Source organism: Sinorhizobium medicae, assembly GCF_007827695.1.
Classification (GTDB): Bacteria; Pseudomonadota; Alphaproteobacteria; order Rhizobiales; family Rhizobiaceae; genus Sinorhizobium; species Sinorhizobium medicae.
Window position 1 is genome coordinate 122,568 of record NZ_VITA01000010.1, and the last position, 25,314, is coordinate 147,881.

At 61.5% G+C, this 25,314-nt stretch carries 19 protein-coding genes and 1 pseudogene; 9 read left to right on the forward strand and 11 right to left on the reverse strand.

Features of this window, described 5'->3' with window-relative positions; translation table 11 throughout:
* Nucleotides 1–97: 97 nt before the first annotated feature.
* The 9 genes and pseudogenes from FB009_RS18375 to FB009_RS18415 all read right to left on the reverse strand — a co-directional run bounded on the left by FB009_RS18375 (nucleotide 98) and on the right by FB009_RS18415 (nucleotide 10,829).
* A pseudogene (locus tag FB009_RS18375) lies at nucleotides 98–2,066 on the reverse strand (BCCT family transporter).
* A 120-nt stretch (nucleotides 2,067–2,186) separates the two neighbouring features.
* Nucleotides 2,187–3,530 (reverse strand): BatD family protein, encoded by a 1,344-nt coding sequence (locus FB009_RS18380; RefSeq protein WP_011969439.1) that lies wholly within the window; start codon nucleotides 3,528–3,530, stop codon nucleotides 2,187–2,189.
* Entirely contained in the window at nucleotides 3,527–5,095 is a 1,569-nt protein-coding gene (locus tag FB009_RS18385) for a VWA domain-containing protein (RefSeq protein ID WP_011969438.1), read from the reverse strand. The genes FB009_RS18380 and FB009_RS18385 overlap by 4 nt, the downstream gene beginning before the upstream one ends.
* Nucleotides 5,092–6,096, reverse strand: coding sequence for a vWA domain-containing protein (locus FB009_RS18390; RefSeq protein ID WP_011969437.1), 1,005 nt, complete (start codon nucleotides 6,094–6,096; stop codon nucleotides 5,092–5,094). Before FB009_RS18390 ends, FB009_RS18385 begins: the two co-directional genes overlap by 4 nt.
* Entirely contained in the window at nucleotides 6,083–6,604 is a 522-nt protein-coding gene (locus FB009_RS18395) for a DUF4381 domain-containing protein (RefSeq protein WP_011969436.1), read from the reverse strand. Before FB009_RS18395 ends, FB009_RS18390 begins: the two co-directional genes overlap by 14 nt.
* Entirely contained in the window at nucleotides 6,605–7,600 is a 996-nt protein-coding gene (locus tag FB009_RS18400; RefSeq protein ID WP_011969435.1) for a DUF58 domain-containing protein, read from the reverse strand.
* A gap of 15 nt (nucleotides 7,601–7,615) precedes the next feature.
* On the reverse strand, nucleotides 7,616–8,587 hold the full coding sequence (locus tag FB009_RS18405) for an AAA family ATPase (protein ID WP_011969434.1): 972 nt from the start codon (nucleotides 8,585–8,587) through the stop codon (nucleotides 7,616–7,618).
* A 130-nt stretch (nucleotides 8,588–8,717) separates the two neighbouring features.
* Complete coding sequence (locus tag FB009_RS18410) at nucleotides 8,718–9,458, reverse strand: aspartate-alanine antiporter-like transporter (protein WP_011969433.1); 741 nt, start codon at nucleotides 9,456–9,458, stop codon at nucleotides 8,718–8,720.
* 147 nt (nucleotides 9,459–9,605) lie between these two features.
* Nucleotides 9,606–10,829 carry a hypothetical protein gene (locus FB009_RS18415; protein ID WP_234705500.1) on the reverse strand — a complete coding sequence of 408 codons (1,224 nt, stop codon included), beginning with the start codon at nucleotides 10,827–10,829 and terminating at the stop codon, nucleotides 9,606–9,608.
* 260 nt (nucleotides 10,830–11,089) lie between these two features.
* Here FB009_RS18415 and FB009_RS18420 point away from each other — a divergent pair, with 260 nt between their 5' ends.
* Genes FB009_RS18420 through FB009_RS18430 form a run of 3 tightly spaced genes read left to right on the forward strand, consistent with a single transcriptional unit; the run spans nucleotide 11,090 to nucleotide 14,010 of the window.
* Nucleotides 11,090–12,925, forward strand: coding sequence for a sensor histidine kinase (locus tag FB009_RS18420; RefSeq protein WP_153320956.1), 1,836 nt, complete (start codon nucleotides 11,090–11,092; stop codon nucleotides 12,923–12,925).
* Nucleotides 12,926–12,934: 9 nt separating this feature from the next.
* Nucleotides 12,935–13,582 (forward strand): response regulator transcription factor, encoded by a 648-nt coding sequence (locus FB009_RS18425; protein WP_011969430.1) that lies wholly within the window; start codon nucleotides 12,935–12,937, stop codon nucleotides 13,580–13,582.
* A 26-nt stretch (nucleotides 13,583–13,608) separates the two neighbouring features.
* Nucleotides 13,609–14,010, forward strand: coding sequence for a response regulator transcription factor (locus tag FB009_RS18430; RefSeq protein ID WP_011969429.1), 402 nt, complete (start codon nucleotides 13,609–13,611; stop codon nucleotides 14,008–14,010).
* Between the two features lie 123 nt (nucleotides 14,011–14,133).
* Here FB009_RS18430 and FB009_RS18435 read toward each other — a convergent pair whose 3' ends face one another.
* Both FB009_RS18435 and FB009_RS18440 read right to left on the reverse strand, forming a co-directional pair.
* On the reverse strand, nucleotides 14,134–15,138 hold the full coding sequence (locus FB009_RS18435) for an HAD family hydrolase (protein ID WP_011969428.1): 1,005 nt from the start codon (nucleotides 15,136–15,138) through the stop codon (nucleotides 14,134–14,136).
* A 260-nt stretch (nucleotides 15,139–15,398) separates the two neighbouring features.
* Nucleotides 15,399–17,045, reverse strand: a complete 1,647-nt coding sequence (locus FB009_RS18440; protein ID WP_011969427.1) for an arylsulfatase — start codon at nucleotides 17,043–17,045, stop codon at nucleotides 15,399–15,401.
* A 322-nt stretch (nucleotides 17,046–17,367) separates the two neighbouring features.
* Here FB009_RS18440 and FB009_RS18445 point away from each other — a divergent pair, with 322 nt between their 5' ends.
* From FB009_RS18445 to FB009_RS18470, 6 genes are all read left to right on the forward strand, one after another.
* The gene (locus FB009_RS18445) at nucleotides 17,368–18,237 is read left to right on the forward strand and encodes a hypothetical protein (protein ID WP_011969426.1); all 870 of its coding nucleotides are present in this window, start codon (nucleotides 17,368–17,370) and stop codon (nucleotides 18,235–18,237) included.
* Nucleotides 18,238–18,394: 157 nt separating this feature from the next.
* Nucleotides 18,395–19,774: a DUF3300 domain-containing protein gene (locus FB009_RS18450; RefSeq protein WP_029722503.1), complete on the forward strand. Its 1,380-nt coding sequence runs from the start codon at nucleotides 18,395–18,397 to the stop codon at nucleotides 19,772–19,774.
* Between the two features lie 18 nt (nucleotides 19,775–19,792).
* Complete coding sequence (locus FB009_RS18455; RefSeq protein ID WP_011969424.1) at nucleotides 19,793–20,773, forward strand: DUF2950 family protein; 981 nt, start codon at nucleotides 19,793–19,795, stop codon at nucleotides 20,771–20,773.
* Nucleotides 20,774–21,012: 239 nt separating this feature from the next.
* Complete coding sequence (locus FB009_RS18460; protein ID WP_011969423.1) at nucleotides 21,013–21,972, forward strand: formylglycine-generating enzyme family protein; 960 nt, start codon at nucleotides 21,013–21,015, stop codon at nucleotides 21,970–21,972.
* A 17-nt stretch (nucleotides 21,973–21,989) separates the two neighbouring features.
* Complete coding sequence (locus tag FB009_RS18465; protein WP_011969422.1) at nucleotides 21,990–23,711, forward strand: autotransporter outer membrane beta-barrel domain-containing protein; 1,722 nt, start codon at nucleotides 21,990–21,992, stop codon at nucleotides 23,709–23,711.
* A 275-nt stretch (nucleotides 23,712–23,986) separates the two neighbouring features.
* Nucleotides 23,987–25,255, forward strand: coding sequence for an alpha/beta hydrolase (locus tag FB009_RS18470; protein WP_011969421.1), 1,269 nt, complete (start codon nucleotides 23,987–23,989; stop codon nucleotides 25,253–25,255).
* Nucleotides 25,256–25,314 lie beyond the last annotated feature (59 nt).

Genomic DNA, 25,314 nt, shown 5'->3' on the forward strand with positions numbered 1-25,314 from the left:
TTTCTGATCTGTGCATTTGCACGTAGGCGCGGGCGCAGGCGGAAAGCCGATACGGTTTCCGCATCCGGTTCTGAAGGCGGTCAACTTTCGTGCGGAGCTATTGCTGTTCGGGTGAGGCCGCCAACAGCGAGGCCTCGGGAGACCGCACGAAGCCTGTGTATCGTTCGAACTGGAACAGAACGTCGTTGATGATCTGGCCGTCCGTCATTCCCATGATGTCATAGCCGCGACTGCCATCCGAAAAGAAGGTTCGCGCCTCGTAACGCACATCGGCGTTGGTCGCCTCCAATGCGGTGAAGGCGGGAAGCTTGTGTTCGGACATCTGAACCCCATAGACGAAATCGCGGTGGCTTTCTGCAGGCGCCGTGAGCGTCAGTGTTCCCGTTCGGGCATCGCGGGCAACGGAAGCCGGCCGCGAGCGGTACGTCAGCTCCCTGGCCACCGCTTCGAGGGGCGGAAGGACGGAAGCCTGCATGAACGACTCCACGGCCGGCTTGTCCGGGGTGCTGAGCGTCATCGCCAGGCGGCGTTGCCATGTTACGCCGGACGCGGGATAGGCCCGTGCCCGACTGAACCGGGCGAGCGTGTGCGGGCAAGATCGGCCCTCATCCCGACGAACAGCGACCGTACAAGTACGAGCATCACCAGGCTGAATGGCAGTGCCGTGGAGATGGTGGCGGATTGCAGGGCCGTAAGCCCTCCGGTGGACAACAGAACGGCGGCCACGATGCCGCTGAGGGCACACCAGAAAACCCGCTGAAGGGCGGGAGTGGCCGTTTTGCCGCCCGCCGCTATCGTATCGATCACCAAGGCGCCGGAATCGCAGGAGGTGACGAAGAATATGCTGACGAGCAGAACCGCGAGTGTCGAGGTCACCGCCGACAATGGCAGATATTCGAAGAACTGAAAAAGGGCGATCGATAGGTCCGCCTTCACGGCACATGCCAGCTCGCCGTTGGCGATCGTCGTGTCGACGTAAATCGCCGTGTTTCCGAAAACGGTCATCCACAGGAACGTGAAAATGGCCGGTACGAAGAGAACGGCGGTGACGAACTCTCTCACAGTACGTCCGCGGGATATCCGCGCGATGAACATGCCGACGAAGGGCGACCAGGAAATCCACCAGGCCCAGTAGTATCGATCCACGGGCGCGGTTCGTAGGCATAGATGTTGAACGTCCGCAAGAGCAGGCTGTCGAGATAGAGGCCGATATTCTGGACGAGATCTCGCATCAGCGTAGCGGTCGGCCCGACCACGAGCACGAAAATCATCAGCATCACCGCGAGAAAGAGGTTCACCTCGCTGAGAATGCGGACGCCCTTGTCGACGCCGGTAACGACCGAGATAGTCGCTATTGCCGTGACGGTGGTGACGAGCAGAAGCTGGACATATATCGATTGGGGGACGCCCAGCAGGTAGTTCGGGCCCGAAGTTATCTGAAGGACACCGGATCAGAGCGAGGTCGCAAGCCCGAACAAGGTCCCGCAGATCGCAAAGACATCCACGATATGCCGGATAGGCCCGTGAATGCGCTCCTTGAGCAGCGGCTAAAGCCCCGATCGGACCGTGAGGGGTAGATTGTAGCGGTAACCGAAATAGGCCAGGGACAGTCCGACCACTGAATATATTGCCCAGGCGTGTACGCCCCAATGGAAGAAGGTTACGCTCATCGCCTCACGCTGGGCAGCGATGGTCAAGGGTTCGGCCTCGGGTGGAGAGGCGAAATGCGTCATCGGCTCGCCGACGGCAAAGTACATGAGCCCGATGCCCATGCCGGCGGCGAACAGCATGGCGATCCAGGACAGGTAGCGGAACTCGGGTTCGGAATCCTCCGGCCCGAGCTTCAATTCGTTATAGCGGCTAAATGCCATGAAAATCATCGAAAACAGGAAGATGGCCACTGCGAGCAGATAGAGCCAGCCGAAACCGGAGAGGATCGTCGCCTGGATCCCGCTGAAAATGGATTCAGCTCTCTTGGGCGCAACCACCCCGATTGCGCCGAAAAGGGCGATGACGGTCACCGACCCGGCGAATACCGGAAAATTCACTGTGAAACGCTGGGCCAAATGCCACCTCCCGACAAGGTCTGCGCGTGAAAACGGGATTGGGAAAAGAACGCCCGATCACGGCCGATTCCCGGCCCGGTATCATAACACGGGCTCACAAGTCGGCTTTCATCCTTCGCGTCACGGCATAGTCGGGTTGAGGGGAAGCAAGGCCGGCTTGCGGCCGGGCGCTTCCGTTTCCTGCATCAACCAGGCTTCCCGAGCCTTCTTCAGGCCGGGCAGAAGCAAGCCTGCTCCTAACGGCTGGGATGCTTGCTGAGAAGCGTAACGCGTTCTCTGCCAGGCCTGGTAAACCTGCTTGGTCTCGGCATCCGCGAAGCGCCCAAGCCAAAGTTCGAGCGGCATCGCTCCCGCTTTGCGCGACCAAGCGTCGAGCGCGCGCGCGATCGCGTCGTCTCGGCCGCTTTTGCACGCCTGCTCCACTTGCCGGAAAAAAGCCGGCTCCGACTGCCGCTCTCTCGAGCGGCGCTCTTGCCACCAGGCTTCCAGCCGGGACAATCCGTTGGCGGCAACCCAAAGCGAGGAGGCGGTGAGAAGCACGATCCCCCCGATCAGAGCCAGGTGCAGCCAGTCGAAGGCATCGCGTTGCGGCTCCGGCGCGGGGGGCGCAAGAGCAGGGGAGAGGGCGGCCGCCGCTGAAACCGTCACGCTGACCGCGGGAGCCGTGGCCGACTGGGTCTTCGCCGAAGCCGGGTCGAACCAGCTAACGGTCACGGCAGGCAGAACATAATTGCCGGCGTCTTGGAAGAGATAGCTTGCAACGTCCTTGCGGAGGCCCGCGATCGACTGGCCGTTGCGGTCCGTCTCTTCCGAAAGTGAAGGATCCTGCCGGTAGAGGCGGACACCCTGAGGAGCCGTAAAGTCCGGTTCGGGGATCATCATGGCGCGAAGCCCTTCGGCCCGCACCGTGACCGTGCGAACCATCGTATCGCCAGCCTTCAACTGCGCCGGATCCTGATCCAGTTCCTGGCTGACGCTGACTTTTGCCGCAACGATACCGGGACTATCGCCGGCGGTGCCCGGCGCGCTTCGAACTGTGAAGCGAAGCGGCGGAAACGTGACCTCGCCCCGGGTGGCCTGAGGGGGGACCGCTGCATAGCCGAAGGTGATCGGGACGGGGGGCAAGGTAAAATCGCCGGCCGCCTGCGGTACTATTATGTAGGTGCGCCGAATGCCGGAATAGGGCGTTCCGTCGATCGTTTCGTTGAGGTTCAGTGCCCTTCCGTCGTCAAGCGTCACTATCGCGCCTGGAATATCGATTGCGGGGAATTGAGGCGATTGCAGGAAGTAGTTCGGGACGAGGACGTCGACGTCTACAAGGATTTGCTGGCCGGCATAGAGCGTTCCCTGCGACTGCAGCGCTGCCCGGGCGAGCGGATCGGCGGAGAGTGCCGGGCCTTGGGTCGAAAGCCAGCAGAACAGGACTGCAAGAAGACGGTACAAACGGGGGGCCGCGATCGTCATTGGCGGTCCTCCTGCGATGCTTCGATCGCGAACTTGCGCGCCAGAAGGGCGGCAGGGGAAACCTGAATGTTGCGCATCCACATCTCGGCCGTCTGTGCGCCCGTCTGGACCTCGCCCTCCTTGCCGTGCTTGGCCTTGTCGTCAAATTGGACTTCGTCGGGATCGAGCCCCGCTGCCTCCTGCTGCTTGTCGTCTTCCTGCTTGTCCTTTTCCTCTTTGCGGCGTTCCGCCAGCGCAAGATTGGTCTTTGCCTCGGCCCAGCCGGTGCGCTGCTTGAGCGCCTGCTGATAGGCGCCGATCGCCTCTTCCGGCTTGTCGAGATGCATCAGCGAATTGCCCTGGTTAAAATAGCTCTCGGGTGCCGTCGACTGGGCAAATGCGTCGATTGCGTCCTGATAGCGGCCGGCGCGATAGAGTGAGACGCCTCGCCATTCCGGGTCGGAAAAATGTTCGGCCGCGGCAGCATAGTCGCCGCGTGAGAAGGCGCGCTGCCCTTGTTGGTCGGGCGTCAGCCACAGGTCCATGAAGTCCGCCGCCTCCGCCCGTCCGGGCATGTGGAACGACAGGATGAGCACGACGGTCCCGAGCCAGCGGACGTGATGACCCCGGCGGAAGGTGAGCGCGACGAGGATCGCGACCACTATGGTCAGATACCATCCCATATCGCGCCAGCGGGTCAGACCTTCCTCCGTTCTTTGTGCGAAGGACGTCTGAATGCGCCGGACGATCCAGTCGACGTCGCCGTCGTCCAGGGTGACCGTCGCCACCTGCGCAGAAGAGGAAGACCTGAGTTCTTGCAGTGCGTCGACATCGAGCCGCGCCAGAACGCGGGCACCGGTGCCGTCTGTCAGATAGGCGCCGCTTTCGGTCTTCACGGGTCCGCCTGCTTCCGTGCCGATACCCAGCACCATCAGGTCGTTGCGGCCCTCATACTGCGAAAAGGCGGTGAAGGCGCTTTGCTCGATCCCGTCGGTCAAAAAGAGGATCGTGCCTGGCGCCGGCTCGTCCGCAAGAGCTGCCTCGGCGGCTTCGAGCGCCTTGGCGGTATTCTTGCCCTCGACAGGCATAAGTGCGGGCGACAGCGCCGCAAGGTACGTGGAGATGAGTGACGCATCTTCGGTCAGGGGCAAGACCATGTGAGCCGAGCCTGCATAGGCGAACAATGCGGTTCGGGCACCTTTCCGTTTTGCCATGATGTCGCGTACCTTGAGCTTGGCGCGCTCCAGCCGCGTCGGCGAGATGTCGGTGGCGTTCATCGTTGGGCCGAGGTCGACCGCGATGACGAGCGGGGCGGTGTCTTCGACGAAGGGCGGACGTTCCCGCTCCCATGTGGGTCCGGCCGCGGCAAGACCGGAAAGGGCGATCAGGCCGGCGACCAGGTAGACGGGTCGAAATCCGCTCTGCCGGCCACGGTCAATGAGGAGATGATCGAGCAGGTTCGGAGCGATCAGGTGCTTCCAGCGGGACCGCATGTCCGATTGCCGCCGCATCAGCCATACGAGCAGTCCCGCTGCCAGGACCGCGAGCAGCCACCAGGGGCGGAGAAAATGGAAATCGGCAATCATGCTTCAGCCTCGTTGTTTCGCCTGCGGGCGGCACTAACCGAGAGAAGCCACATTAGGGCATGATAGCCGAGTACGAGGAGGACGGCAGCGCCGAGTGGGTAGTGGAACAGCTCGATGCGCGGGCGCCAGCTCAGCGTTTTCTGGTTCGCCGGTGTGATGCTGTCGAGCAGCGTGTATATCTCGGCGAGCGCTTGCTGGTCCTGACCGAAGAAATAGCGTCCTCCGGTAGCCGTGGCGATCTTTTGCAGCGTCTCGGTATCGAGCTTTTCCTCTCCCTGGGCGTCGGGATTGCCGATGCCGACCGTATGAATACGGATGTGGTTCTGGCTCGCAATCTCGGCGGCCTTGTCCGGCGGCATCTTGCTGGCGGTGTCGTTGCCGTCGGTCAGAACGACCAGCACCTTGTCAGGAGCCTGGCTCTGCTGGAACAGTTTTATCGAAAGCCCCAGCGCATCGCCGAGAGCCGTTTTTGGGCCGGCCATGCCCGGTAAGGCGCCGGTCAGCATGGACCGGACGGTGGCATGATCCATGGTGAAGGGAACGAGCGGATAGGGGGCGTCACCGAAAGCGACGAGACCGAGGCGATCATACGGACGGCGATCGACAAAGTCTGCCACCACGGTCTTCACCGCATCTACCCGCGCCTGAAGATTGCCCTGCGGGTCGCTGAAGTCGCGCGTGTCCATCGATTGCGAGAGGTCGAGCGCGAGCATCAGATCGCGCTGGGGCTCGGTCTTCTCGATCGGCGGCTCTACGAATTGCGGCCGGGCAAGCGCCGTCAACACCAGGAGCCAGCAGATCGGCGCGATGATCTTCTGCAGGAGGTTGGCACGCGGCACGACCGAGCCTTCCGTCGGGCCGATGCCAGCGGCCCGGGTGATGTCCTCGAAAAAGGGAATGCGCACTGCCGGCGTCTGTTCCCGATAGGGCGGCAGCAGCCACCAGACGAACAGGGGTGCCGGCAGAAGCAGCAGGAGCCAGGGATGATCAAGGACGTACATTGTGACCCTCGATCCATTGGCGTGCGGACGCGAGCCTCTGGCGCGCAGTGGCTTCGTCCATTGCGGCGAGCGTCGCCGGGCGGTATTCGCTTTCAGCGAAGAAACGGTAGGCCTCGCCGTCGATCCTCGCCCTTCCGGCATGAGCCTCGAGGAAATCGGACCATTCCTTTCCGCTTAGGGAAGCGACTGTTTCCCGCTGCCAGGCCGCAAGGGCCGTGCGCTTGACGAGGGCAGGGAGGCTCTGCATGGCGTGCCGGCGTCCCGACGGCTGATCGACTTCCTTCTCGAACCGCGAAAGCTCGGCGAGCGCCTCGCGGCGATAGCGGTTGCGCTTGTACTGGCGCAGTCGGTGCCAGAGGACGGCTGCAAGGACGATCGCGACCAATCCGAAGAGTGCCGCCCAGCCCCAGGTGGCCGGCAGCATCGAGACTCGCGGAGGCAAGGCGATGTCTGCCATCTGCCGCAGAGTAGCGGCGAGCATAGGATCGGGCGCTGGGGTCGGATCCATCTATCGCCTCCTTTGCCGCCAGGCGAGTTGAGCGAGAAGCGTGCGCAATTGCGGGGCGACCTCCTCGGCAGCGGAAACGGGCAGCATGGGCAGGCCCATCTCCTCCTGCCAAGAAAGCAGCTCTCGGCCTCTGTTGCGCGCAAAGCTGTCGACCGCATCGCGAACATTGCTACGGCCGAACTGCAGTTCGGCCTGCAGAGCGCCGCCGCTCACCACCATGTCGCCCTGGCGCGGCAGGTCCAGGAGGAATGGATCGTAGATGAGGATGGCAATGACGTCGTTTGAGACGGACATCCGCAAGAGAAGATCGCGTGTCTCCGGCCCGTGCCCATCGAAATCGCTGATGACGATAATCAGATGGTCGTGCTGCGCGACGGCTGCGACGTTGCCCAGGACGGCATTGAGTTGACCGGGCGCCCTCTCGATATCCGAGCCCGCGCTAAGTGCCTTGTTCTGGAGCGAAATCGTTTCGGCGAAGCGGATGACGGATCCGCGGCTGCGGTGCGGCCGGATGGACTCCTGCTTCAGGTCGTTGAAGACCACGCCGCCGACGCGATCGCCAAGCGCCATAACGCGCCAGGCGCAGAGCGCCGCCGCTTCAGCGGCGGCCACCGATTTCATCGACCGGCGGCTGCCGAAGAACATATTGGTGCGCTGGTCGACGATGACGAGGGCGGGTCGGTCCTTCTCTTCGTTATAGACGCGCACGAAAGGTTGACCCGTTCGGGCGGTGACGCGCCAGTCGATCGTGCGGATATCGTCGCCCGGCATGTAGGTCCGAAGCTCCTCGAAGCTCAGCCCACGGCCGCGCATGCGCGATTCATGGCGCCCGGCAAGGAAGCGGCGGACGGGGGCCTTGCGCAGGAATGTCAGGTCGGCGGCCATCGATTCGAGCGCCACGAGATTGTCGACGGAAACGTAGGCACCGTCTGAAGCGCCGGCGGCCCGACGTAGGATTTCCTTCGTTCTTCCGAATGCGGGCAGAGAAATTGCCATCGCAAGTCCTCCCAATCAGGCAGTTGCCACCTTCTCCACGATCCGGTCGACCGCCTGGTCCGCTGTGACCCCGCCGGCGTGGGCCTCGTAGGAGAGCACGAGCCGGTGGCGGAATACGTCGTGCACGATAGCCTGTACGTCATCTGGCGTCACGAAATCGCGGCCTTTCAACCAGGCGTGAGCGCGCGAGACCTTGTCGAGCCCGATCACGCCACGCGGGCTGGCGCCGACCTGGATCCATTTGGCAAGTTCCGTATCGATCTTGTCAGGATAGCGCGTCGCCATGACGAGCGCGACGATATAGTCCTCGACCGGCCTGGAGACTGCGATCTCCGATATTTCCCGGCGTGCGGCGAGCACCACCTCGGCCGCAAGCTTCTGCGCCTCGGCGCCCTTGGCGTGAGGCTCCCGTTCCTCGGAGCGCACGAGCTCCATGATCGCAACTTCCGAATTCGCGTCCGGATAGTCGACACGGACATGCATCAGGAAACGGTCGAGCTGAGCCTCCGGTAGGGGGTAGGTGCCTTCCTGCTCGATCGGGTTCTGCGTCGCCATGACAAGGAAGAGAGCCGGCAGCGGGTGGCTCTGGCCGCCGACGGTGACCTGACGTTCCTCCATCGCCTCGAGAAGAGCCGATTGCACCTTCGCCGGCGCACGGTTGATCTCATCGGCAAGGATCAGATTGGCGAAGACCGGCCCCTGCTGAAACTTGAACTCGCCCTTGCCGCCTTCGCTGAAATAGACTTCGGATCCGGTGATGTCGGAAGGCAGCAGGTCGGGGGTGAACTGAATGCGCGACAGGCTGGCTTCGAGGTTCTTGGCCAGGCTCTTGATCGCCCTGGTTTTGGCAAGCCCTGGCAGACCCTCGACAAGAAGGTGACCGTTCCCGAGCAGACCAAGCAGGAGACGCTCGATCATCGCCTCCTGACCGATGATCGATTGGCCGATTCTTTTGCCGAGTGCCTGGATGTCTTCCCGGTTTCCCATAGTGCTTCCCTCTGTCCTTCCCATATGCATGTTCGCATTCGAGCTATTCGGCGAGGCGCACGGCGCCGTGCACGTCTAGGCTACATCAAGAAAAAATTTCGCGCCAAGGTCATTCGGACCCCTTCAACTTTCAACCTGCGATCGCCATGTTCCGGGTCCGGAACCAGCCGAAGACGAGACGCGAGAGAAGCGCACCGCCACCGCCACCGAGCGTCAGGGGTACCGATCCAAGGCGGATCACGAGGCCTATCAGAAGGCCGACGACAAGCAGGATGTCGCCTTTTTCAAGCACCAGTCCCGGGTCGTTGCCGATGAGCTTGCCGCCGCGTTTGACGCGTTCGATCGAGATCGTCGCAGCCGGCCCTTTTCTTTCGAGTTCGGAGATGATTCTGCCGGCCGCCCTCTCGACGCTGAAAAGACGACCGACCAGCATGGGCAGCGCAGGCTGTTCGCCGACGCCGTAGACGCTGGCACCCGCTAGCATCTCTGCTTCCGCCTTGATCGCGTCGTCGCGGATGCTGCGGCCCGTGAACCATTCGACGGTGACGAGGCCGGTGATCGCCAGCACCGCGGCCATGATGATCTCGCGTATGGATTGGCGGCCGAGCGAGCGGAAGAATTGCGGGCCGCTCTCGAAGCCGACGGCGTATATGAAGAGCGCGAACAGGACGGCCTTGATCCCGTTGCCGATAGTCACGCCGATCTGGCTGATCAAAACTGCAACGAGGAGCGAACCGGCAACGCCGCCGAGCTGGAACTTGCCGAGCTGGAACTTGCCGAACTGGAACTTGCCGATCCAATAGCCGCCCGCGAGCGCCAGGAACAGCGCGATTTCGGGAGACTGGTGCAGAAGAGACTGAATGAATGTCACTGATGCCCCCGCTGGAATCCGATGTGAAAAACATGTCTGTCCATTTTTGACCGTCGTTGGGGAAGACTATGGGTACACTCGAAAATTCCGGGTCGAGATCCGGCTCTCGCTACTGGGACTCCCTCTGTCGGACCTGGATGGCCGCCCTCACAGAAGGAGCAGCTTCTTCATGACGGAAAAGACCTCCTTGTATGGCAGTCTGGTCGCGCCGGCGACGGCGAAGGGTATGAGTGCGGCAGCGGCCACCGGCACGACCGCCTCGCGGCTGACGAGTACTGTCTTGAGCTTCCGCGTCGCCTCGAAAAGCTTGCTCGGATCGGCAATTTCGTCGGCCGGCTCAGGCGTCGGATCTTCGAAGATGTTTCGGCCGACAGCCTTGCGCTCCGCTGCCCGGTGATAGCGCGTCGCCTGCGCTCCGAGCAGGGCCAGCCCGTTTTCTTTCAGGCGGGCGAGCGGCGGAGTGAACGCAGAAAGCGGGTAGGCGAAAAAAGCGACGACGATCGCCAGCCAGGCGGTCATGACCATGCTGAACGTCGTCATCGAAAGGCTTTCCTGCAGAATATTCTTAGCAATTGCGGCGGCGATTGCCGAACTCATGCCGAAGACGAAGAAGACATATGCGTTCGGGTACTGCGCCAGGAAGGCGAGCCCGCCCTTGCCGTCGGGATGGGTGGCGACGAGCCGCAGGTCCATTTTCGCGATGCGGCGCAGCAGGTTCGCCCAGACGAAGTGTCGCCACATGCCCCGCAGAAAAAGAAAAACGAAGAGGGGCAGGCTGATGCAGATTGACCACCACCCAGCCGCAGTGATCCTGTTGCCCTCGGGCCGATGTTCGACCGCCCAGGAGGATACGTCGACCGTGTGAAAGTTGAAGTAGGACAGGGCTGCTGCGAATACCGCAAGCGCGAGGCAGATGAGTTCCGCTCCGCGCGAATCCCTCTGTCGCAACGCCACCGACAATTGGCGCCCTGCTTCCTCGACCGCGCCCGGCGCGATAATCGGCGCGCGGATGAATTGCGAAAGGCGTGTCCTGAGGCCGCGCTCGACCTGCTGCTCCGCCAGGATGAAGGCGCCGATCCCGATGAAGAACTTCGCCCATACTCCGGGATCCGCGAGATAAGCATTTTGACTGTGATCGAGTGAGAAGCTGCGGGGAATGCCAAGCAGAAACGGCACGCCCCAGGCCAGCGCCACGAAAAGGATAGCCCTTGCGCCCGACCGAAGCGTGTTTTCCCGAAGGAGTTTCAACTGCGCCTGCAGCTCGAAAAACGGTCCGCCGTGCGACGCGCGAAAGTTGGCAAGACCGGAAGAGGGGGCGTTTTCTACCGCGTCATTGTCCGTCGACGGATGTGAAGCACCGTTCACGCTCATGATCACCATTGCTCAGGAATTCAGTCGGCACCTTTATGCGCCGGGCGCTTATGGTTTATCCTTCGGCGATTTTCGGCATAAGCGATAGATGGACCAAGGGCCAATCGCGGACGCAGGCGCGGCAGTCCGCAAAACCCCTAAGACTTCATGGCTTGCAATTGAGTCGATCACGTCGCACAACGATGAATTGTCACCGGCTCGACATGGTGCCCATTGTATTTCGGTGTGCCGGTTGGCTGCATGAACTCGGCCGGAGGGGCATGGTGCTGCGAATTCGACCGCAAACGGTCATCGTTACAATGTTCGCGCTGATAGCGGGAACATTGGTCTGCCATGCCACCGAGCCAAGACGCGTACTTCTGATCTATGAAAGCGAAAGCACCCTGGTTGCCGCCATGCAATTGGCGTCCGGTTTCCAGGAATACATGGAAGCGAACGACCCCGGGCATGTCGAATATTATACGGAGTATCTCGACACCCTTCGTTTCTCATCGCCGGAGCACTCGCTCCGTCTCGCAGGCTTTCTGGAGGCCAAATACCGGCAGTTGAATCTGGATGTCGTGGTGGCGGCCGGCCCCGGCGCGCTGCGTTTCGTTCTGGAGACGCGTGAGCGTTTTGCCAACGATGTTCCCGTTGTCTTCGGTGCAGTCACCGAAAGTTCCGTTACCGGCAACCTGCCGCCCGACGTCAAGGGCGTCGTCAGCCGTTTTGACGTGGGCAAGACAGTCCAGCTTGCCAGCCGGCTTCAACCGAGGGCGCGCAAGGTGGTCGTCATGTACGGCTCGGCGCCCTTCGACCGCAAATGGGGCGACACAGCGACCGCCGTCCTGGGGGAGCGCTACGCCGGCCTTGACGTCGAATATGTTTCCGGCCTTTCGCTCGATGGTTTCCGCAAGACGGCCGCGGAACTGCCCTCCGATGCGGCGCTCGTGGTTCTGACCGTCTTTGAAGATGCGGAGGGAATGAAATTTGTGCCGCGGGACGCGGCAAGGGCGATCGCGGCAGCGTCTGGCGCGCCTGTCTATGGTGTGTACAGTTCCTATTTAGGCTTCAGAGTACTGGGCGGCTATGTGGGCACGTTTCCATCCATCGGCGCTCAAATGGCCGCTCTTTCCCTGGATGTCATGCGAGGCGACCTTTCGGCTCCCCGGACCACGCCCGCGCAGGAGACGGCGCTTGTCGACTGGCGCGAAGTCCAGCGCCTGGGAATTGACGACGTATTGATACCCGAAGATGCAGAAATCCTGAGTTATGCGCCAAGCGTTTGGGAGCGTTACCGACTGCCCATCAGCGCGGCACTCCTGGTGATCGCAGCGCAAATGCTCACCATTGCCGCGCTCGTCTATCAGAACCGGCGGGGCCGCAGGCTCGAAGCGACCCTCGCCTCCGAACGTGTGGAGCTTGCCCACCTCTCGAGGAGATCGCAACTGGGAGAGCTTTCCGGGGCTTTTGCGCATGAACTGACGCAGCCGCTGACTTCTATTCTCGCCAATGCCGAGGCAGGGCAGAGGCTCGCCACCGAGACCGCTCCGGACATGAACGAAATCCGCGCGATCTTCGATGACATCGTGGCGGACGACCGGCGGGCGTCGTCGGTCATTTCGCAACTGCGCAGCATGATGCTGAAGGGCGAAGCCTCGCAGGAAATCCTCGACCTGAACGACGCCGTGCGCCAGACCGTTGCCCTGGCTCACGCAGAGATGTTGGCGCGCCGCACCGAGGTGGAAGTCAAAAACGAATTGGCGAGCGTCCGCGTCAAGGCGAACCTCGTGCAGCTCCAGCAGGTGATCCTGAATTTGCTCGTGAATGCGGCCGACGCCATGGCAGACATCCCGCCCAAGCAACGAAAGGTTGAAATCGCGGTCGACAGAAGCAACAATGGATATTGTGAATTGTCGGTTGCGGACATGGGGCCTGGTATACCGGCGGGAATGCAGGGCGAGGTGTTCAAGCCTTTTGTGAGCTCGAAGAAGGGCGGTCTTGGTCTGGGCCTTGCAATCTGCCGAAGCATTGTTGAGGCGCAGGGAGGGAAATTGTTCTTTGACGATGGTGTGAAGCGGGGAGCGCGGGCCATCATTATTCTGCCGTCAGCCTAGAGGTGCGTGATGCGGGAAAGCGTTGGTAGAGTATTGCTGCTGGATGATGACGAGCTCGTGCTGCGGTCTCTGAAGAGACTGCTCTCGGCTTCGGGATACTTGGTAGGTACGTATCAGAGCGCCAGCGAGCTGCTTGCTTGCGACGATCTCGACACAGCCGATTGCATCATTCTGGACCTCGGGCTGCCGGACTCCGACGGTTTCCACGTGCAGGAGGCACTCGCTGCAGCAGGCGGGAGCCAATCGATCGTCTTTCTTACGGGTAAGGGGGATATTCCGGCGAGCGTCAGGGCGATGAAGGCAGGTGCCGTGGACTTCCTGACGAAACCAGTCGAGGCCGCCGCTCTGCTCGAAGCCGTGGACGTGGCGCTCCAGCGTGCACGTTCGCGTCGGGAGACCGAAGAGAAGAAGGCGAATGTGGCGATGCGGATCGACCGGCTGACGGCCCGTGAGACGCAGGTCATGCATCTCGTCGTCTCGGGCCTCCTGAACAAGCAGATAGCCGCCGATCTCGGGACGGTGGAAAAGACGATCAAGGTTCACCGTGGCCGCATGATGTCGAAACTGGGCGTGCGGACGGTTGCCGACCTCGTGCGCCTCGTGTCCGGCGCAGAAACGATGCATGGCGGCATTGGGCCCAAGTCCAACTACGATTAGGGGAGGCCTTGATATATTACTGACATATGAGCGAGAGCCAGCGCATTATTGCGATTGTGGATGATGACGAACTGGTTCGTCGCGCGCTTTGCCGTCTCGTTCAGTCATTGTCGTTGAAACCAGTCGCGTATGCCTCCGGCGAATTGTTTCTGAAGGAGCTTGAACAGACCAGCCCGTCCTGCGTGCTCCTGGACTTTCACATGCCGAACATGAATGGGCTCGACGTATTGCACGAGCTCAGCGCACGACGGGCGAGGTTGGCCGTCATCGTCATAACCGGCGCGGATGAAGAGGGAGTGCGCGAAAGCTGCATGCGAGCCGGCGCCTCGGGCTTCCTCAACAAGCCGCTTTCCCGCGACACGCTTTCATCGGCTATCGAGGCCCTGCGAGGTGATCAGCGCCCCGCAAAGGCGCCACGCTCCCAATGAGCCGCGGGCCCGGAGCACATCACGAACGTGATCAAATCTAATGGTTAGGCCAGAGCGGGGTACGCGCGGAAAGCCGCGCAAAGTTTTCGCCATCCCGCTCATCTGGACGCGCCCTATCCTGTCTCACTCCGGGTAAACGAGCTTCCAGTCGTCCTTGATACTGACGACGGTCCAACCGCGTGCGGGCGCCTCGTCGAGGCCGCGCGCGAGCCGGCCAAAATGCGAGTCGCGGTCGTAAGCCTTCTCGCGCTCTGCGTCGTCGTGATGGACGATCAGCCCGAACCGGCGTCCGGGGCCTGCAGTCGTCCATTCCAGCATCTCGAAATCGCCGTCGGAATTGCCAAAGGCGGCGATCGGACGTCTGCCGATGAATTTGTTGATGCCGACGGGCTTGCCCAGACCGTCGTCGATGAAGTCGATTTCCGGCAGACGCATGATCGCCGGAACACCGTCGCGCAGCTCGTACCTCGTTTTTATGCTGGATCCGACGACGTTCTGCGGCGGGATGCCGTATACGCGCTCGGTCCACGGACGCATGAACTCCACGCCGCCCCCCGAGACGATAAAGACCTCGAACTGGTTGGACTTCAAATAGTCGATCAATTCGACCATCGGCTTGAAGATGTGCGCGGTATAGGGTTTTCCCGACGCCGGGTGGCGGGCGCTTTCCATCCAGTCGGAAACGATCCTCTCGAATTCCTCCGTGGACATGCCGGCATGGGTAGCGGCGACAAGCTCGATCAGTCCCCGTTCGCCGCTGGCCGCGACACCCGCCATGTCGCCAGCCAGCACCGATTTGAACGGTTCCGTCGTCTGCCATTCGGAATGCTGCGGCGCCAGTTGCTTGACGCGGTCGAGTGCAAAGGCCAGCTGTACATACATGGGCTGCTCGCCCCATAGTGTTCCGTCATTGTCGAATACCGCCACGCGATCGGCCGGCTCGACGAAATCGGGGCCGCCCTCTGTGGTCGTCGCCGACACGAAGTCGATGATGCGAGCCTTAGCGTCGCCATCGACCCAAGAGGGCAGGATCGAAGGCTCGGCGGCAAACGCAGCCTGGCCCATGGACGAAGCTGCAGCGGCGAGCGCGGCGATTTTCATCGCCGAGCGGCGGGTCACTTGGAACATGATCTCACTCCTGGCCGTATTCTTTGCGAATCGGAACCGCCGCATCACCACAGCGGCATTGCCTTGGTTCAATCCGGATCACTGATTGTCCGACTTACCTCGACGGCATGGAAGTTGGACCTTGGGGCAATTTGCAGCGAATAGGCTTATCTTAAGCGACCCCGCATGATGAGCTATCCGGCGCGAACCTGGCGCGTCACCCCAGAAAATGGGGCCGACACCATTTGGCGCCGGCCCCACACCATTCAGAGCTAAGTCCGTTAGTTTCTCATCCCGGCCTTCAGGCTCTCTTCGATTTTGGTGAGATTGAAGGAACCGGGTGACTGGCTTGGCGGATATTCCTTCATCGTCTGCAGGAACTTCGCCGCCAGACCCTGGATCGGCACCACGACGAAGGCCCGTTCAAGGAACCAGTCATCATAGGTGTTGGCGTTGTGCTGCGCCTTCTCGAAGGGGTCGCGTCGCAGGTTGAACAAGAGCGGCACGCGCAATTCGGTAAAGGGTTCGCGCCAGACGCCGAAGGCTTCGCCGCGATTCTCGAGGAATACCACTTTCCAGTCGTCGTAGCGCGCGGCGACGACCTGCCCGTCGTCATTCACGTACCAGAACTCGTGACGCGGCGACTGGTCGGTCTTGCCTTCCAGATATTCGAGCTGATTGTAGCCGTCGATATAGTTGCGATAGCGGCGGCCGTTGAGTTCGACACCCTCCAGGAGCTTTTCCTTGACGTCCGGTGCACCGGCAATCGCGCCAAACGTAGGCAGCCAATCCTCATGAGCAACGATACCGTTGAGAGTCTTGCCTGCCGGGAACCGGGCCGGCCAGCGCACGAAAGCCGGAACGCGATAGGCGCCTTCCCAGTTCGAGTTCTTTTCGCTCCTGAACGGCGTCGTGGCGGCATCCGGCCATGTGTTGAAATGAGGTCCATTGTCGGTCGAATACATGACCACAGTATTTTCGGCGATACCGAGTTCGTCGAGGAGCTTGAGCAACTCGCCGACATGCATGTCATGTTCGACCATACCATCGTGATACTCGTCGCCGCTTGGCCCCGATATGCCGGCATGTTCCGCCTTGACATGTGTTCTGAAATGCATGCGCGTGCCGTTCCACCAGACGAAGAAGGGCGTGCCTGCCTGGTTCTGGCGCGTAATGAAATCCTTGGCCGCAGCAAGGGACTCCTCGTCAATCGTTTCCATCCGCTTTTTGGTGAGCGCGCCGGTATCCTCGATCTTGCCGTCGGCGAAGGAATGGATCACGCCGCGCGGGCCAAATCGACGGCGGAATTCCGGGTCCTTCGGATAGTCGCGGTTCTCCGGCTCCTCCTCCGCATTGAGGTGATACAGGTTGCCGAAAAACTCGTCGAAGCCGTGATTGGTCGGCAGGTGCTCGTCCCTGTCCCCCTGGTGGTTCTTGCCGAACTGGCCCGTCGCGTAGCCCTGGCTCTTGAGAACGGTTGCCATCGTGACATCCGTCTCCTGCCAGCCTTCCTTCGCGCCGGGGAGGCCGACCTTGGTCATGCCGGTGCGCACCGGTACATTACCGCCAATGAAAGCGGCGCGCCCGGCCGTGCAGCTCTGCTGTCCGTAATAATCCGTGAAGGACAAGCCTTCCTGAGCGATCCGGTCGATGTTCGGCGTCTTATAGCCCATCATGCCACGATTATTATGGCTGATATTCCAGGTGCCGATGTCATCGCCCCAGATGACCAGGATGTTCGGCTGCTTGGCGGACCCGCCGGCATCTGGCGCTTGCGTTTGCGTCTGCGCCTGGGCGGTCTGCGCGCCGCCGGTTGTCAGTACGGTCGATGCCGCGGCAATGGCAGTCCCGCCAAGCAGAATGCTGCGCCGCGTGATATTGGCGCGCTCGCGTGGATCACGCTGGTCCGCAATCGGTTCTTTTTTCATTGGGATCACTCCATTCTCTATAAGACGCACTGGGAGGCGGGCTCGATCGGAAGCCACGTCGGCGCTGCCGGCACCAATATCATCCGGGCTTTTCAGAGGAGCGGTAGTTGGACCAAAGGCCAACTTGCCGGCTCCCGTTTCGCCGCGTAATCGGCGATTGTTGCGAGCCTTCGGCCTTTAAGTTCTCGAGTGTTGAGTCCGACCGTTTTCCGGTTTTCACGTCCTTTTGAAACGGGCAAAGCGGTACAGGCAGCACCGGGGTAAGGTTAGGGTGCCGCACCCGGACGGGTGCCGTGGTGCGCAGTTCAGGCAAGGAGAGACCATGGATTATCCTGGCTGTCTACGATCCGGTTTACCCGGGTCTGGACGCAAGGCAGTCACGCCGGGCCTTGGTTGGCGCTATGCAGCGGCGTTTGTCGTTGCGACTGCCGCGGCTTGCGGTGCTGCCGAAGCGCAGGATGCCTCGGGTGAGAACCTCGCGAAGCAACTGTCCAATCCAGTCGCTTCGCTGATCAGCGTTCCATTTCAGCTCAACTACGATCGCGGCTTTGGTCCAGATGATGGTCATCGGGTCACGTTGAACATTCAGCCAGTCATACCAATCTCGCTCAACGAAGACTGGAACCTGATCTCGCGAACGATCCTGCCGGTCATCTCCCAGAGCGACGTCGCAGGCCCCTCGGGCGATCAGTTCGGCCTTGGCGATACCGTGCAGAGCTTCTTCTTCTCGCCCAAGGATCCGACAGCCGGCGGAATTATCTGGGGGTTTGGCCCGGTCTTTCTCCTCCCGACGGGAACGGACGATCTGCTTGGCAGCAAAAAATGGGGCGTCGGGCCGACCGCCGTCGCTTTGAAGCAGGACGGTCCATGGACCTATGGTGCGCTGGTAAATCACATCTGGTCCTTTGCGGGCAACGAAGACAGGGCCGATGTCAACTCGACCTTCCTGCAGCCCTTCATTTCCTACACGACGCCGGATGCGTGGACATTCGCCGTCAATACCGAAAGCACCTATGACTGGGAGAGCGACGAATGGTCCGTGCCGGTGAACTTCCAGGTGTCGAAGCTCGTCAAATTCGGCGAACAGCCGGTGAGCATCACAGCCGGCGCCCGCTATTGGGCGGCGGCACCGGATAATGGACCGCAGGGCTGGGGAGCGCGCCTTGCAGTCACGTTCCTGTTTCCGAAATGATTGGCGTCCGCGGCGAACGCTGCGGGAGCTTCGTGGAAAGTTGCGATCCGCTCTGCACCGGCGCTCCTGACGGGGACGCCGCAGAGCAATGCATGAGGCCAGATCGAGCGGTCGCTCGAGACAGTAATCTGAAGTGCAAAGCGCAGGGAGTGAGGCTATGCCGACTGAGTTGCTCAGACTGATCGCCCGTCCGATCGGCGTTGCGGGGCTCGCAATCTTGATGGCTGCCGGCCCGACCTTGGTTCCCCGAGGTCTTGCCCAGCAGGCGGCCCAAGGTCAGACGGGTGCGACCGGCGATGAACAGGCCGACCTCCTGACCGAGGAAGAGCTCGAGACTATGGTTGCGCGCATCGCGCTCTACCCGGATGAACTCGTGGCGCTCGTCAGCTCCGCGTCGCTCTATCCGTTGCAGATCGTCGAAGCCGCACGCTTTCTCGAAGAGAAGAAGACCAACAAGGATCTGCAGCCGAAGGACAGCTGGGACGACAGCGTGATATCGCTTCTCAACTATCCCGAGATCGTCAAGATGATGAGCGACGACCTCGATTGGACGCAGGCACTCGGAAGCGCGCTCGCCTACCAGCAGAAAGACGTTCTCATCGCGGTTCAGACCCTGCGCGACAAGGCTGTGGCGGATGGCGTGATTAAGACCGACGACAAGCTGAAGGTCGTCAACGAGGGCGACAATATCGTAATCCAGGCGGCGGATCCGGAAAAGATTTATGTTCCGAGATACGAGCCGGAAATGCTGTACGAGCCGGGCTATGCGCCGGCGCCAGTCGCCTATTATCCCGACCCCTATCCGAGCTACTACTATCCGTCCGCGCCTTATTTTGCCGCCGCGATCACCGGCGCTGCGATCTGGGCGGCGGCGGTCGACTGGGACGACTGGGGCGTCTGGGGCGGGCACTGGGACAGCGACGTCGACATCGATTGCGACAATTGTTTCAACAACATCGATGTCGATCGAGATAAATTCAAGATGAACGACGTCGACTGGAAGAACGTCGACCGGTCCAAGATCAAGTTCGACAAGAATCAGTTGGCGAACATCGATCGGGATAAGTTCAAAAACGACTTCAAGGCCAACCGAGGCAACAACATCGCCAATCGTGCGAGGGATGTGCGCCGCGACCATGGGGACATTGCCCGCAGACCCGGCAAGGTTTCCGTCGACGACATCCGCAAGAGCAAAGTCGATGCGAGCCGCGTTCGGGCTGAACGCAACCGGCCGCAAAATACCCAGCGGCGTGTAGAGGCGCCGCGCCGCGATGGTGGAGCGGCTGTGAACCGGGCACGCGCAAGCACCGGCAAAGCCACCGGCGCCCGGCCGAAGGTACACCCCAAGGCGCATGCTCCGAGACCTGGAGCGCATGTACGGCACTCCTCCGGCGGAAAGCATTCGGCCCTCGGCAAGGTCGGCAACAAGCGGCAAACGCATATCTCTTCCAGTCGGGGACACCATTCCATGGGCGGCGGCCATCGAGGCGGGGGCGGACACAAGGCGGTGAAGCGTGGCGGTGGACGTCGGCGGTAATCAGATCGGGAGACTACGATGACCAAGATCATTCGTGAAGAGATCGCACTCTCCTTCTTCGGGATGCTCCTTCTTGGCAGTGCCGCCTTGGCACCTGCTGTGCTGGTACCTGCCGCCCTGGCGCAGGAAGCAGGCGACTATGCGCCGCTTGCCGAATACGCCGCGGCAGAGGATCCGCCTGTCTTCGATACGCCTGAGAAGGCGGTGGAGGCGTTCAAAGAGACCGTCAATGGCGGCGATTTTGACAAATTGGCGGTGCTTTTGGGTCTGGACCCGGCCAAGACAAAGTCGAGCGAGGGCGTAATGGAGACCTATGCCGACATACAGGAAGGCGTAAACGAAAAGGTCGCCGTCGAAGATGTGGAAGGCCGCAAGGTGATCGAGATCGGCGACGAGCGGTGGCCGTTTCCCTTCCCGGTCTCGAAAGGGGAGGACGGCAAGTGGGCGTTCGACACCTATGTCGGCCTAGAAGAGATCGCCAACCGCCGGGTCGGCGATAATGAGCTTGCCACGATTGCCACGATGCGCGCCTATGTTGGCGCGCAGGAAGAATATGCGCGCGGCGACCATGACGGCGATGGAGTTCTGGAATACGCCCAAAAGCTGATCAGCGAAAAGGGCGCGCAGGATGGCCTCTACTGGCCCGCTGAGGAGTTCGGCGGAGAGGAGAGCCCCGCTGCTGCGGCGCTTGCAGAGGGTGATGCCTTAGAACGGGCGAAGGCCGGCGAAGGCTTCCAGGGTTACCGCTACCGTATTCTAACAGGCCAGGGCGACAATATTGCGGGCGGAAAATTCGACTATATCATCAACGGCAACATGATCGCCGGTTTCGGTCTGGTTGCTTGGCCGGTGAGATACGGCGTCACGGGAGTGAAGACCTTCGTGGTCAATCGCAACGGAATTGTATACGAGGCGGATCTCGGCGGGGATACCGAAAAGACTGCCGTCGACATCCGCACGTTCAACCCCGGCGACCAGTGGATGGTCGTCCCGGACTGAGGGGGGAACTGGAACCGGATCACCGGCTCGGCCGGGGTGAGAAGGGCCGCTGCAATCGTAAGGTGCGTCTAACGTGCAGTAGGTCGGCAACACCGGTAGATATTATGTGGGCTGCGGCCCGCGTTCCGGGCAGGTGCATGCGGACAAGGCGGCGACCCTGGGACAAGATGCGCAGGCTTGAAACGGTATGGCGCTGCCGTCACGGCAGACGCAGGAATTGGTTGCAGGGGAGATGACCGATGAAGGCTTCTTTGAACAGCGTGGTTGAGCTTGAACCCGCGGCGGAGATGGTCTGGGTTCCCGGTGCGACCTTCATGATGGGATCGAACGACCATTATCCGGAGGAAGCACCGGCCCACCCGGTAACCGTGGACGGATTCTGGATTGATGAGGCACCGGTAACGAACCGGCAGTTCCTGGAATTCGTGAATGCGACGGGCCATGTGACATTCGCGGAAAAAAAGCCGCGTGCCGAAGACTATCCGGGCGCCCCGCCATCCAATCTGAGAGCCGGCTCGCTCGTATTCACGCCGCCGAAACGCCCGCTGCAGGGGAATGACATATCGCAGTGGTGGATCTTCACCCTGGGCGCCAACTGGCGGCACCCCCTCGGACGCAAGAGCAGCATCGGAGCCATCCTGGATCATCCGGTCGTCCATATCGCCTATGACGACGCAAAGGCCTATGCGGAATGGGCGGGCAAGGAGCTCCCGACCGAGGCCGAGTGGGAGCTTGCGGCGCGCGGCGACCTTGACGAGGCTGAGTTTGCCTGGGGCGACGAACTTGTCCCCGACGGGAAGCACATGGCCAACACCTGGCAGGGCAGATTCCCGATCGAGAATGCGATGGAGGACGGATTCGCGCGGACGTCACCGGTGCGGTTCTACCCGCCGAACGGATATGGCCTCTACGACATGATCGGCAACGTCTGGGAGTGGACCACGGACTACTGGTCCGTACGCCACCCGGAAGCGGCGGCGAAGCCTTGCTGCATTCCAAGCAATCCGCGCAATGCGGATGTCGAAGCGAGCGTCGACCCCGCGGCCGGAGTGAAGGTGCCGCGCCGGGTGCTTAAGGGGGGCTCTCATCTCTGCGCACCAAATTATTGCCGCCGGTATCGCCCCGCGGCACGGCATGCCCAGGAAATCGATACGACGACGAGCCATGTCGGTTTCCGTTGTATCAGACGCGTCAGTTGATGGGCGGGGTCGGTTGCATGGTGGTCGCCAAGGTTCGGAAGTGCTTCAGCACGGTGCTGAGCGGGGCACTGCTTGCGGGGCTCTTTTGCATTGTGGGGAGCGGGGAGGCATCTGCCGCGAACTGCAGTGCAGGCGGCGGTTTGGCCTATCTCGGGAACACCCGAGGGGCAGCCCGCTCGGTCTGGCTTTCCGGGACCAGCGCCGGATCGTTCGGACTTGAGGCTGCCCAGGGCAATCAGATGGTCGATACGTGGAGCAAAAGCAAACGTGGCCTCCATCTGTCGCTCTCACCGGTCGTTTCGAACGGGAACGGCGGTACGCACAAGCTTCTTGACCTATCGGGAGGGAAGCCCTGCCTGCTCGACACGCAGAACCAGGTGCGCGATTTCATTCCGCCGGACTTCACCTGGCCCCAGGGGCGGCCCGACATCGGTCCGATTCGGTTCTTCGATTTCGACTTGCCCGAGGGGCGCCCTGACACCGGCCCGATCCGTGTCTTCCCCGATTTCGATCGGCCGGCCGGACGGCCCGACACCGGCCCCATTCGCGTTTTCCCGGGCTTCGATCGGCCTGACGGGCGGCCCGACACCGAACCGGTTCGGGTCTTCCCCGGTTTCGATCGGCCGGACGAACGACCCGACAACGATCTTCCGCGCATTCCGCCGGACCGTCCCGATGGGCGGCCCGACAATGACCTGCCGCGTGTGTTTCCCGGGTTCGACCCACCTTCACCCTCACCGAATCCCACGGCGGTTCGGGGCGGGCGTGTGGTCGGGGCTCGGACAGCGCAGAACTGCATCGACCCCCGTTCCGTGGGCTCCGATCAAAGGCGCGACGTGCCGATCTGCCCTGAGTTCGTTGCGGAAGAGGCAGCGACGCAAGGCGCCGGCCAGTCCCGCGGTGTGCCGCTGACGCCCGGCCGCGATCTGCCCGCGCCCTCGCTCTGGAATTTCTGGTCCGACATTCGGTTCACGGATATATCAGACGAACGTTACGACCGAGACAGCGACACCTTCGCCCGCACACTTGACATGGGCCTCGATCGCCGGATCACCGACGACCTTGTGGTCGGCATGTCATTTTCTCTGCAGGACAGTTCGACGCATGCGTTCCACGACTCGCTCGACATCGATTCGGACGGGTTCAGCTTCGGTCCTTACGCGGCCTATCGCCTGTCGAAGCACTGGGCCATCGACGCTTCCCTGACCTATGGACGCTACAACAACGATGTCGAACTGAGCGTGCTCAGCGGCAAGTATGATTCCGAGCGTTTTGCCGGTGAGATCTCGCTCAACGGCCAATACAAATTCGACGCCTACTACGTCCGTCCGAAAGCATCCGTAACCCTGTCCCATGTCAAAAGCGATGCATACGGCCTCTCCGGAAGTCTTTTCAATTTCCCGGTGAGTGTTTCGCTTCCGGGCGACAGCTACAATTATGGCGTGCTCGACATGTCGACCGAAGTCAGCAGGTTCTTCCGCCTGCCGGACGGGCAGCCGTTCCTGGTCTTCGCGGAGCTTGGCGCGCAATATGAATTCGAGCGGCCGAACGACGGGAAGATTCTGACGGGCGACCTGTCGGAAGTCTCTCCCTCGCCCTGGGCGTTTTCACTGCGCTCGGGATTGAGAATGCTGCTCAACGAAAACCTCCAGATCGAAGCGACGGGAGGTTATCTAAGCCTCGGTCAGGATGATCTCGACGTATGGGAGGGCAAACTTCACGTGTCCTGGAGCTTCTAAGCATGCTCAGGACTATCGGAGTCCGGCTGAAAGCGGTAGCTCTGGAGCACTTCGGGGGAACCGTGTGGTGCTCTTCTCACCGGAAGTAACTGGTTCGAAGGCAGACGATCGCATGGCCTCAATGAAACCGTGTGATGGTTCAGGTTTGCAGCCCTTATGCGAATCGGGGATTTGTGTGCGTGCGTTCGGTACGGGAATTAGCCAAGGCCGGCGGGCGATCGGTCGATATGAGAGGTGGCGCGGCAGCGTCCCCGAGTTTGTGAGGCGTGGCGTTGGTGGGTAATGTAAACTCGTGCGGAGGCAGGCTCCGTGTCGCGAAAACCGGAAGCACGACCGTGTCGGCGCTTGTCGCCCTCGTTCTTCTGGCGGGCTGCGGAGGCCACGCGAAAGGCGTGATGGCTCCTGTGGCTCTGGCGCAGCCGTCGGCCACCTCGCAGGTCGACATGCTGGTTGCGACGACCCGTGAACCCTCGGGAGACGCGGCGACATTGTTCTCGGGAGAGCGCAGCCCGACACTGTCTATGACCGATGTTGCGGTTTCGATTCCGCCGGACTCGCGCCGCAAGCCCGGTACGGTGCAGTGGCCGCGGAAGCTTCCTCCGAATCCGGAAACCGACTTCGCTGTCACGCGGGTGCGCAAGCTGGCATCGAATGACGAAGCGCGCGACTGGTTCCAGGTTCACAATGAGGGCGGCCACGTGTTGCTCTTCGTGCATGGTTTCAACAACCGCTATGAGGATGCTGTTTTCCGGCTGGCGCAGATTGTTCACGATTCGGGCGCCCAGGCGACCCCGATCCTGTTCACCTGGCCATCGCGGGCACGGCTGTTCGACTATAATTACGACAAGGAGAGCACCAATTACTCGCGCACTGCACTCGAGGATACGCTGCGCACGCTGGCGTCCGCGCCGCGCGTCAAGGACATCACCATCCTTGCCCATTCTATGGGAACCTGGCTGACGATGGAGTCGCTGCGCCAGATGGGGATCCGCGACGGCGGCATCGCGCCAAAGATCGAGAACGTGATTCTCGCTTCGCCCGACATCGATCTCGACGTCTTCGCCAAGCAATGGGTCGATATGGGCAAGGCACGCCCGAAGTTTACGATCTTCGTCTCACAGGACGACCGGGCGCTCGCGGTATCGCGGCTGATCTCCGGCGACGTGTCTCGACTCGGCGCGATCGATCCGACCGCCGAGCCCTACCGTACACAGTTGGAGACTGCCGGCATCACGGCGATCGATCTCACCAAGGTCCAGACGGATGACGGCCTGCATCATGGAAAATTCGCCGAAAGCCCGGAGATCGTGCAACTGATCGGGCAGCGGATCATCAAAGGGCAGACGCTGACCGATTCCGACATCTCGCTCGGCGAAGGCATCACTGCCGTCGTCGCAGGCACGGCCAAGAATGTCGGTACCGTTGCGGCGGCCACGATCACCGCGCCGGTCACCATCATCGAGCAGCGTGGAACGCCGCGCAAGAAGGTCAATCTGGAGGAGACGCTGACGAGCAGCGAGAATGCGGGAAACACGGCCCGTTGAGTTCGAACCGTTCCGGAGAAGCCCCGCGGACTGTCATCCGGGAATACGCAGTATTGATT

Coding starts and splice junctions, on each gene's coding strand:
- FB009_RS18380 (WP_011969439.1), bottom strand. CDS start 3,530: ATGACGATCGCGGCCCCCCGTTTGTACCGTCTTCTTGCAGTCCTGTTC.
- FB009_RS18385 (WP_011969438.1), bottom strand. CDS start 5,095: ATGATTGCCGATTTCCATTTTCTCCGCCCCTGGTGGCTGCTCGCGGTC.
- FB009_RS18390 (WP_011969437.1), bottom strand. CDS start 6,096: ATGTACGTCCTTGATCATCCCTGGCTCCTGCTGCTTCTGCCGGCACCC.
- FB009_RS18395 (WP_011969436.1), bottom strand. CDS start 6,604: ATGGATCCGACCCCAGCGCCCGATCCTATGCTCGCCGCTACTCTGCGG.
- FB009_RS18400 (WP_011969435.1), bottom strand. CDS start 7,600: ATGGCAATTTCTCTGCCCGCATTCGGAAGAACGAAGGAAATCCTACGT.
- FB009_RS18405 (WP_011969434.1), bottom strand. CDS start 8,587: ATGGGAAACCGGGAAGACATCCAGGCACTCGGCAAAAGAATCGGCCAA.
- FB009_RS18415 (WP_234705500.1), bottom strand. CDS start 10,829: ATGAGCGTGAACGGTGCTTCACATCCGTCGACGGACAATGACGCGGTA.
- FB009_RS18420 (WP_153320956.1), top strand. CDS start 11,090: ATGGTGCTGCGAATTCGACCGCAAACGGTCATCGTTACAATGTTCGCG.
- FB009_RS18425 (WP_011969430.1), top strand. CDS start 12,935: ATGCGGGAAAGCGTTGGTAGAGTATTGCTGCTGGATGATGACGAGCTC.
- FB009_RS18430 (WP_011969429.1), top strand. CDS start 13,609: ATGAGCGAGAGCCAGCGCATTATTGCGATTGTGGATGATGACGAACTG.
- FB009_RS18435 (WP_011969428.1), bottom strand. CDS start 15,138: ATGTTCCAAGTGACCCGCCGCTCGGCGATGAAAATCGCCGCGCTCGCC.
- FB009_RS18440 (WP_011969427.1), bottom strand. CDS start 17,045: ATGAAAAAAGAACCGATTGCGGACCAGCGTGATCCACGCGAGCGCGCC.
- FB009_RS18445 (WP_011969426.1), top strand. CDS start 17,368: ATGGATTATCCTGGCTGTCTACGATCCGGTTTACCCGGGTCTGGACGC.
- FB009_RS18450 (WP_029722503.1), top strand. CDS start 18,395: ATGCCGACTGAGTTGCTCAGACTGATCGCCCGTCCGATCGGCGTTGCG.
- FB009_RS18455 (WP_011969424.1), top strand. CDS start 19,793: ATGACCAAGATCATTCGTGAAGAGATCGCACTCTCCTTCTTCGGGATG.
- FB009_RS18460 (WP_011969423.1), top strand. CDS start 21,013: ATGAAGGCTTCTTTGAACAGCGTGGTTGAGCTTGAACCCGCGGCGGAG.
- FB009_RS18465 (WP_011969422.1), top strand. CDS start 21,990: ATGGTGGTCGCCAAGGTTCGGAAGTGCTTCAGCACGGTGCTGAGCGGG.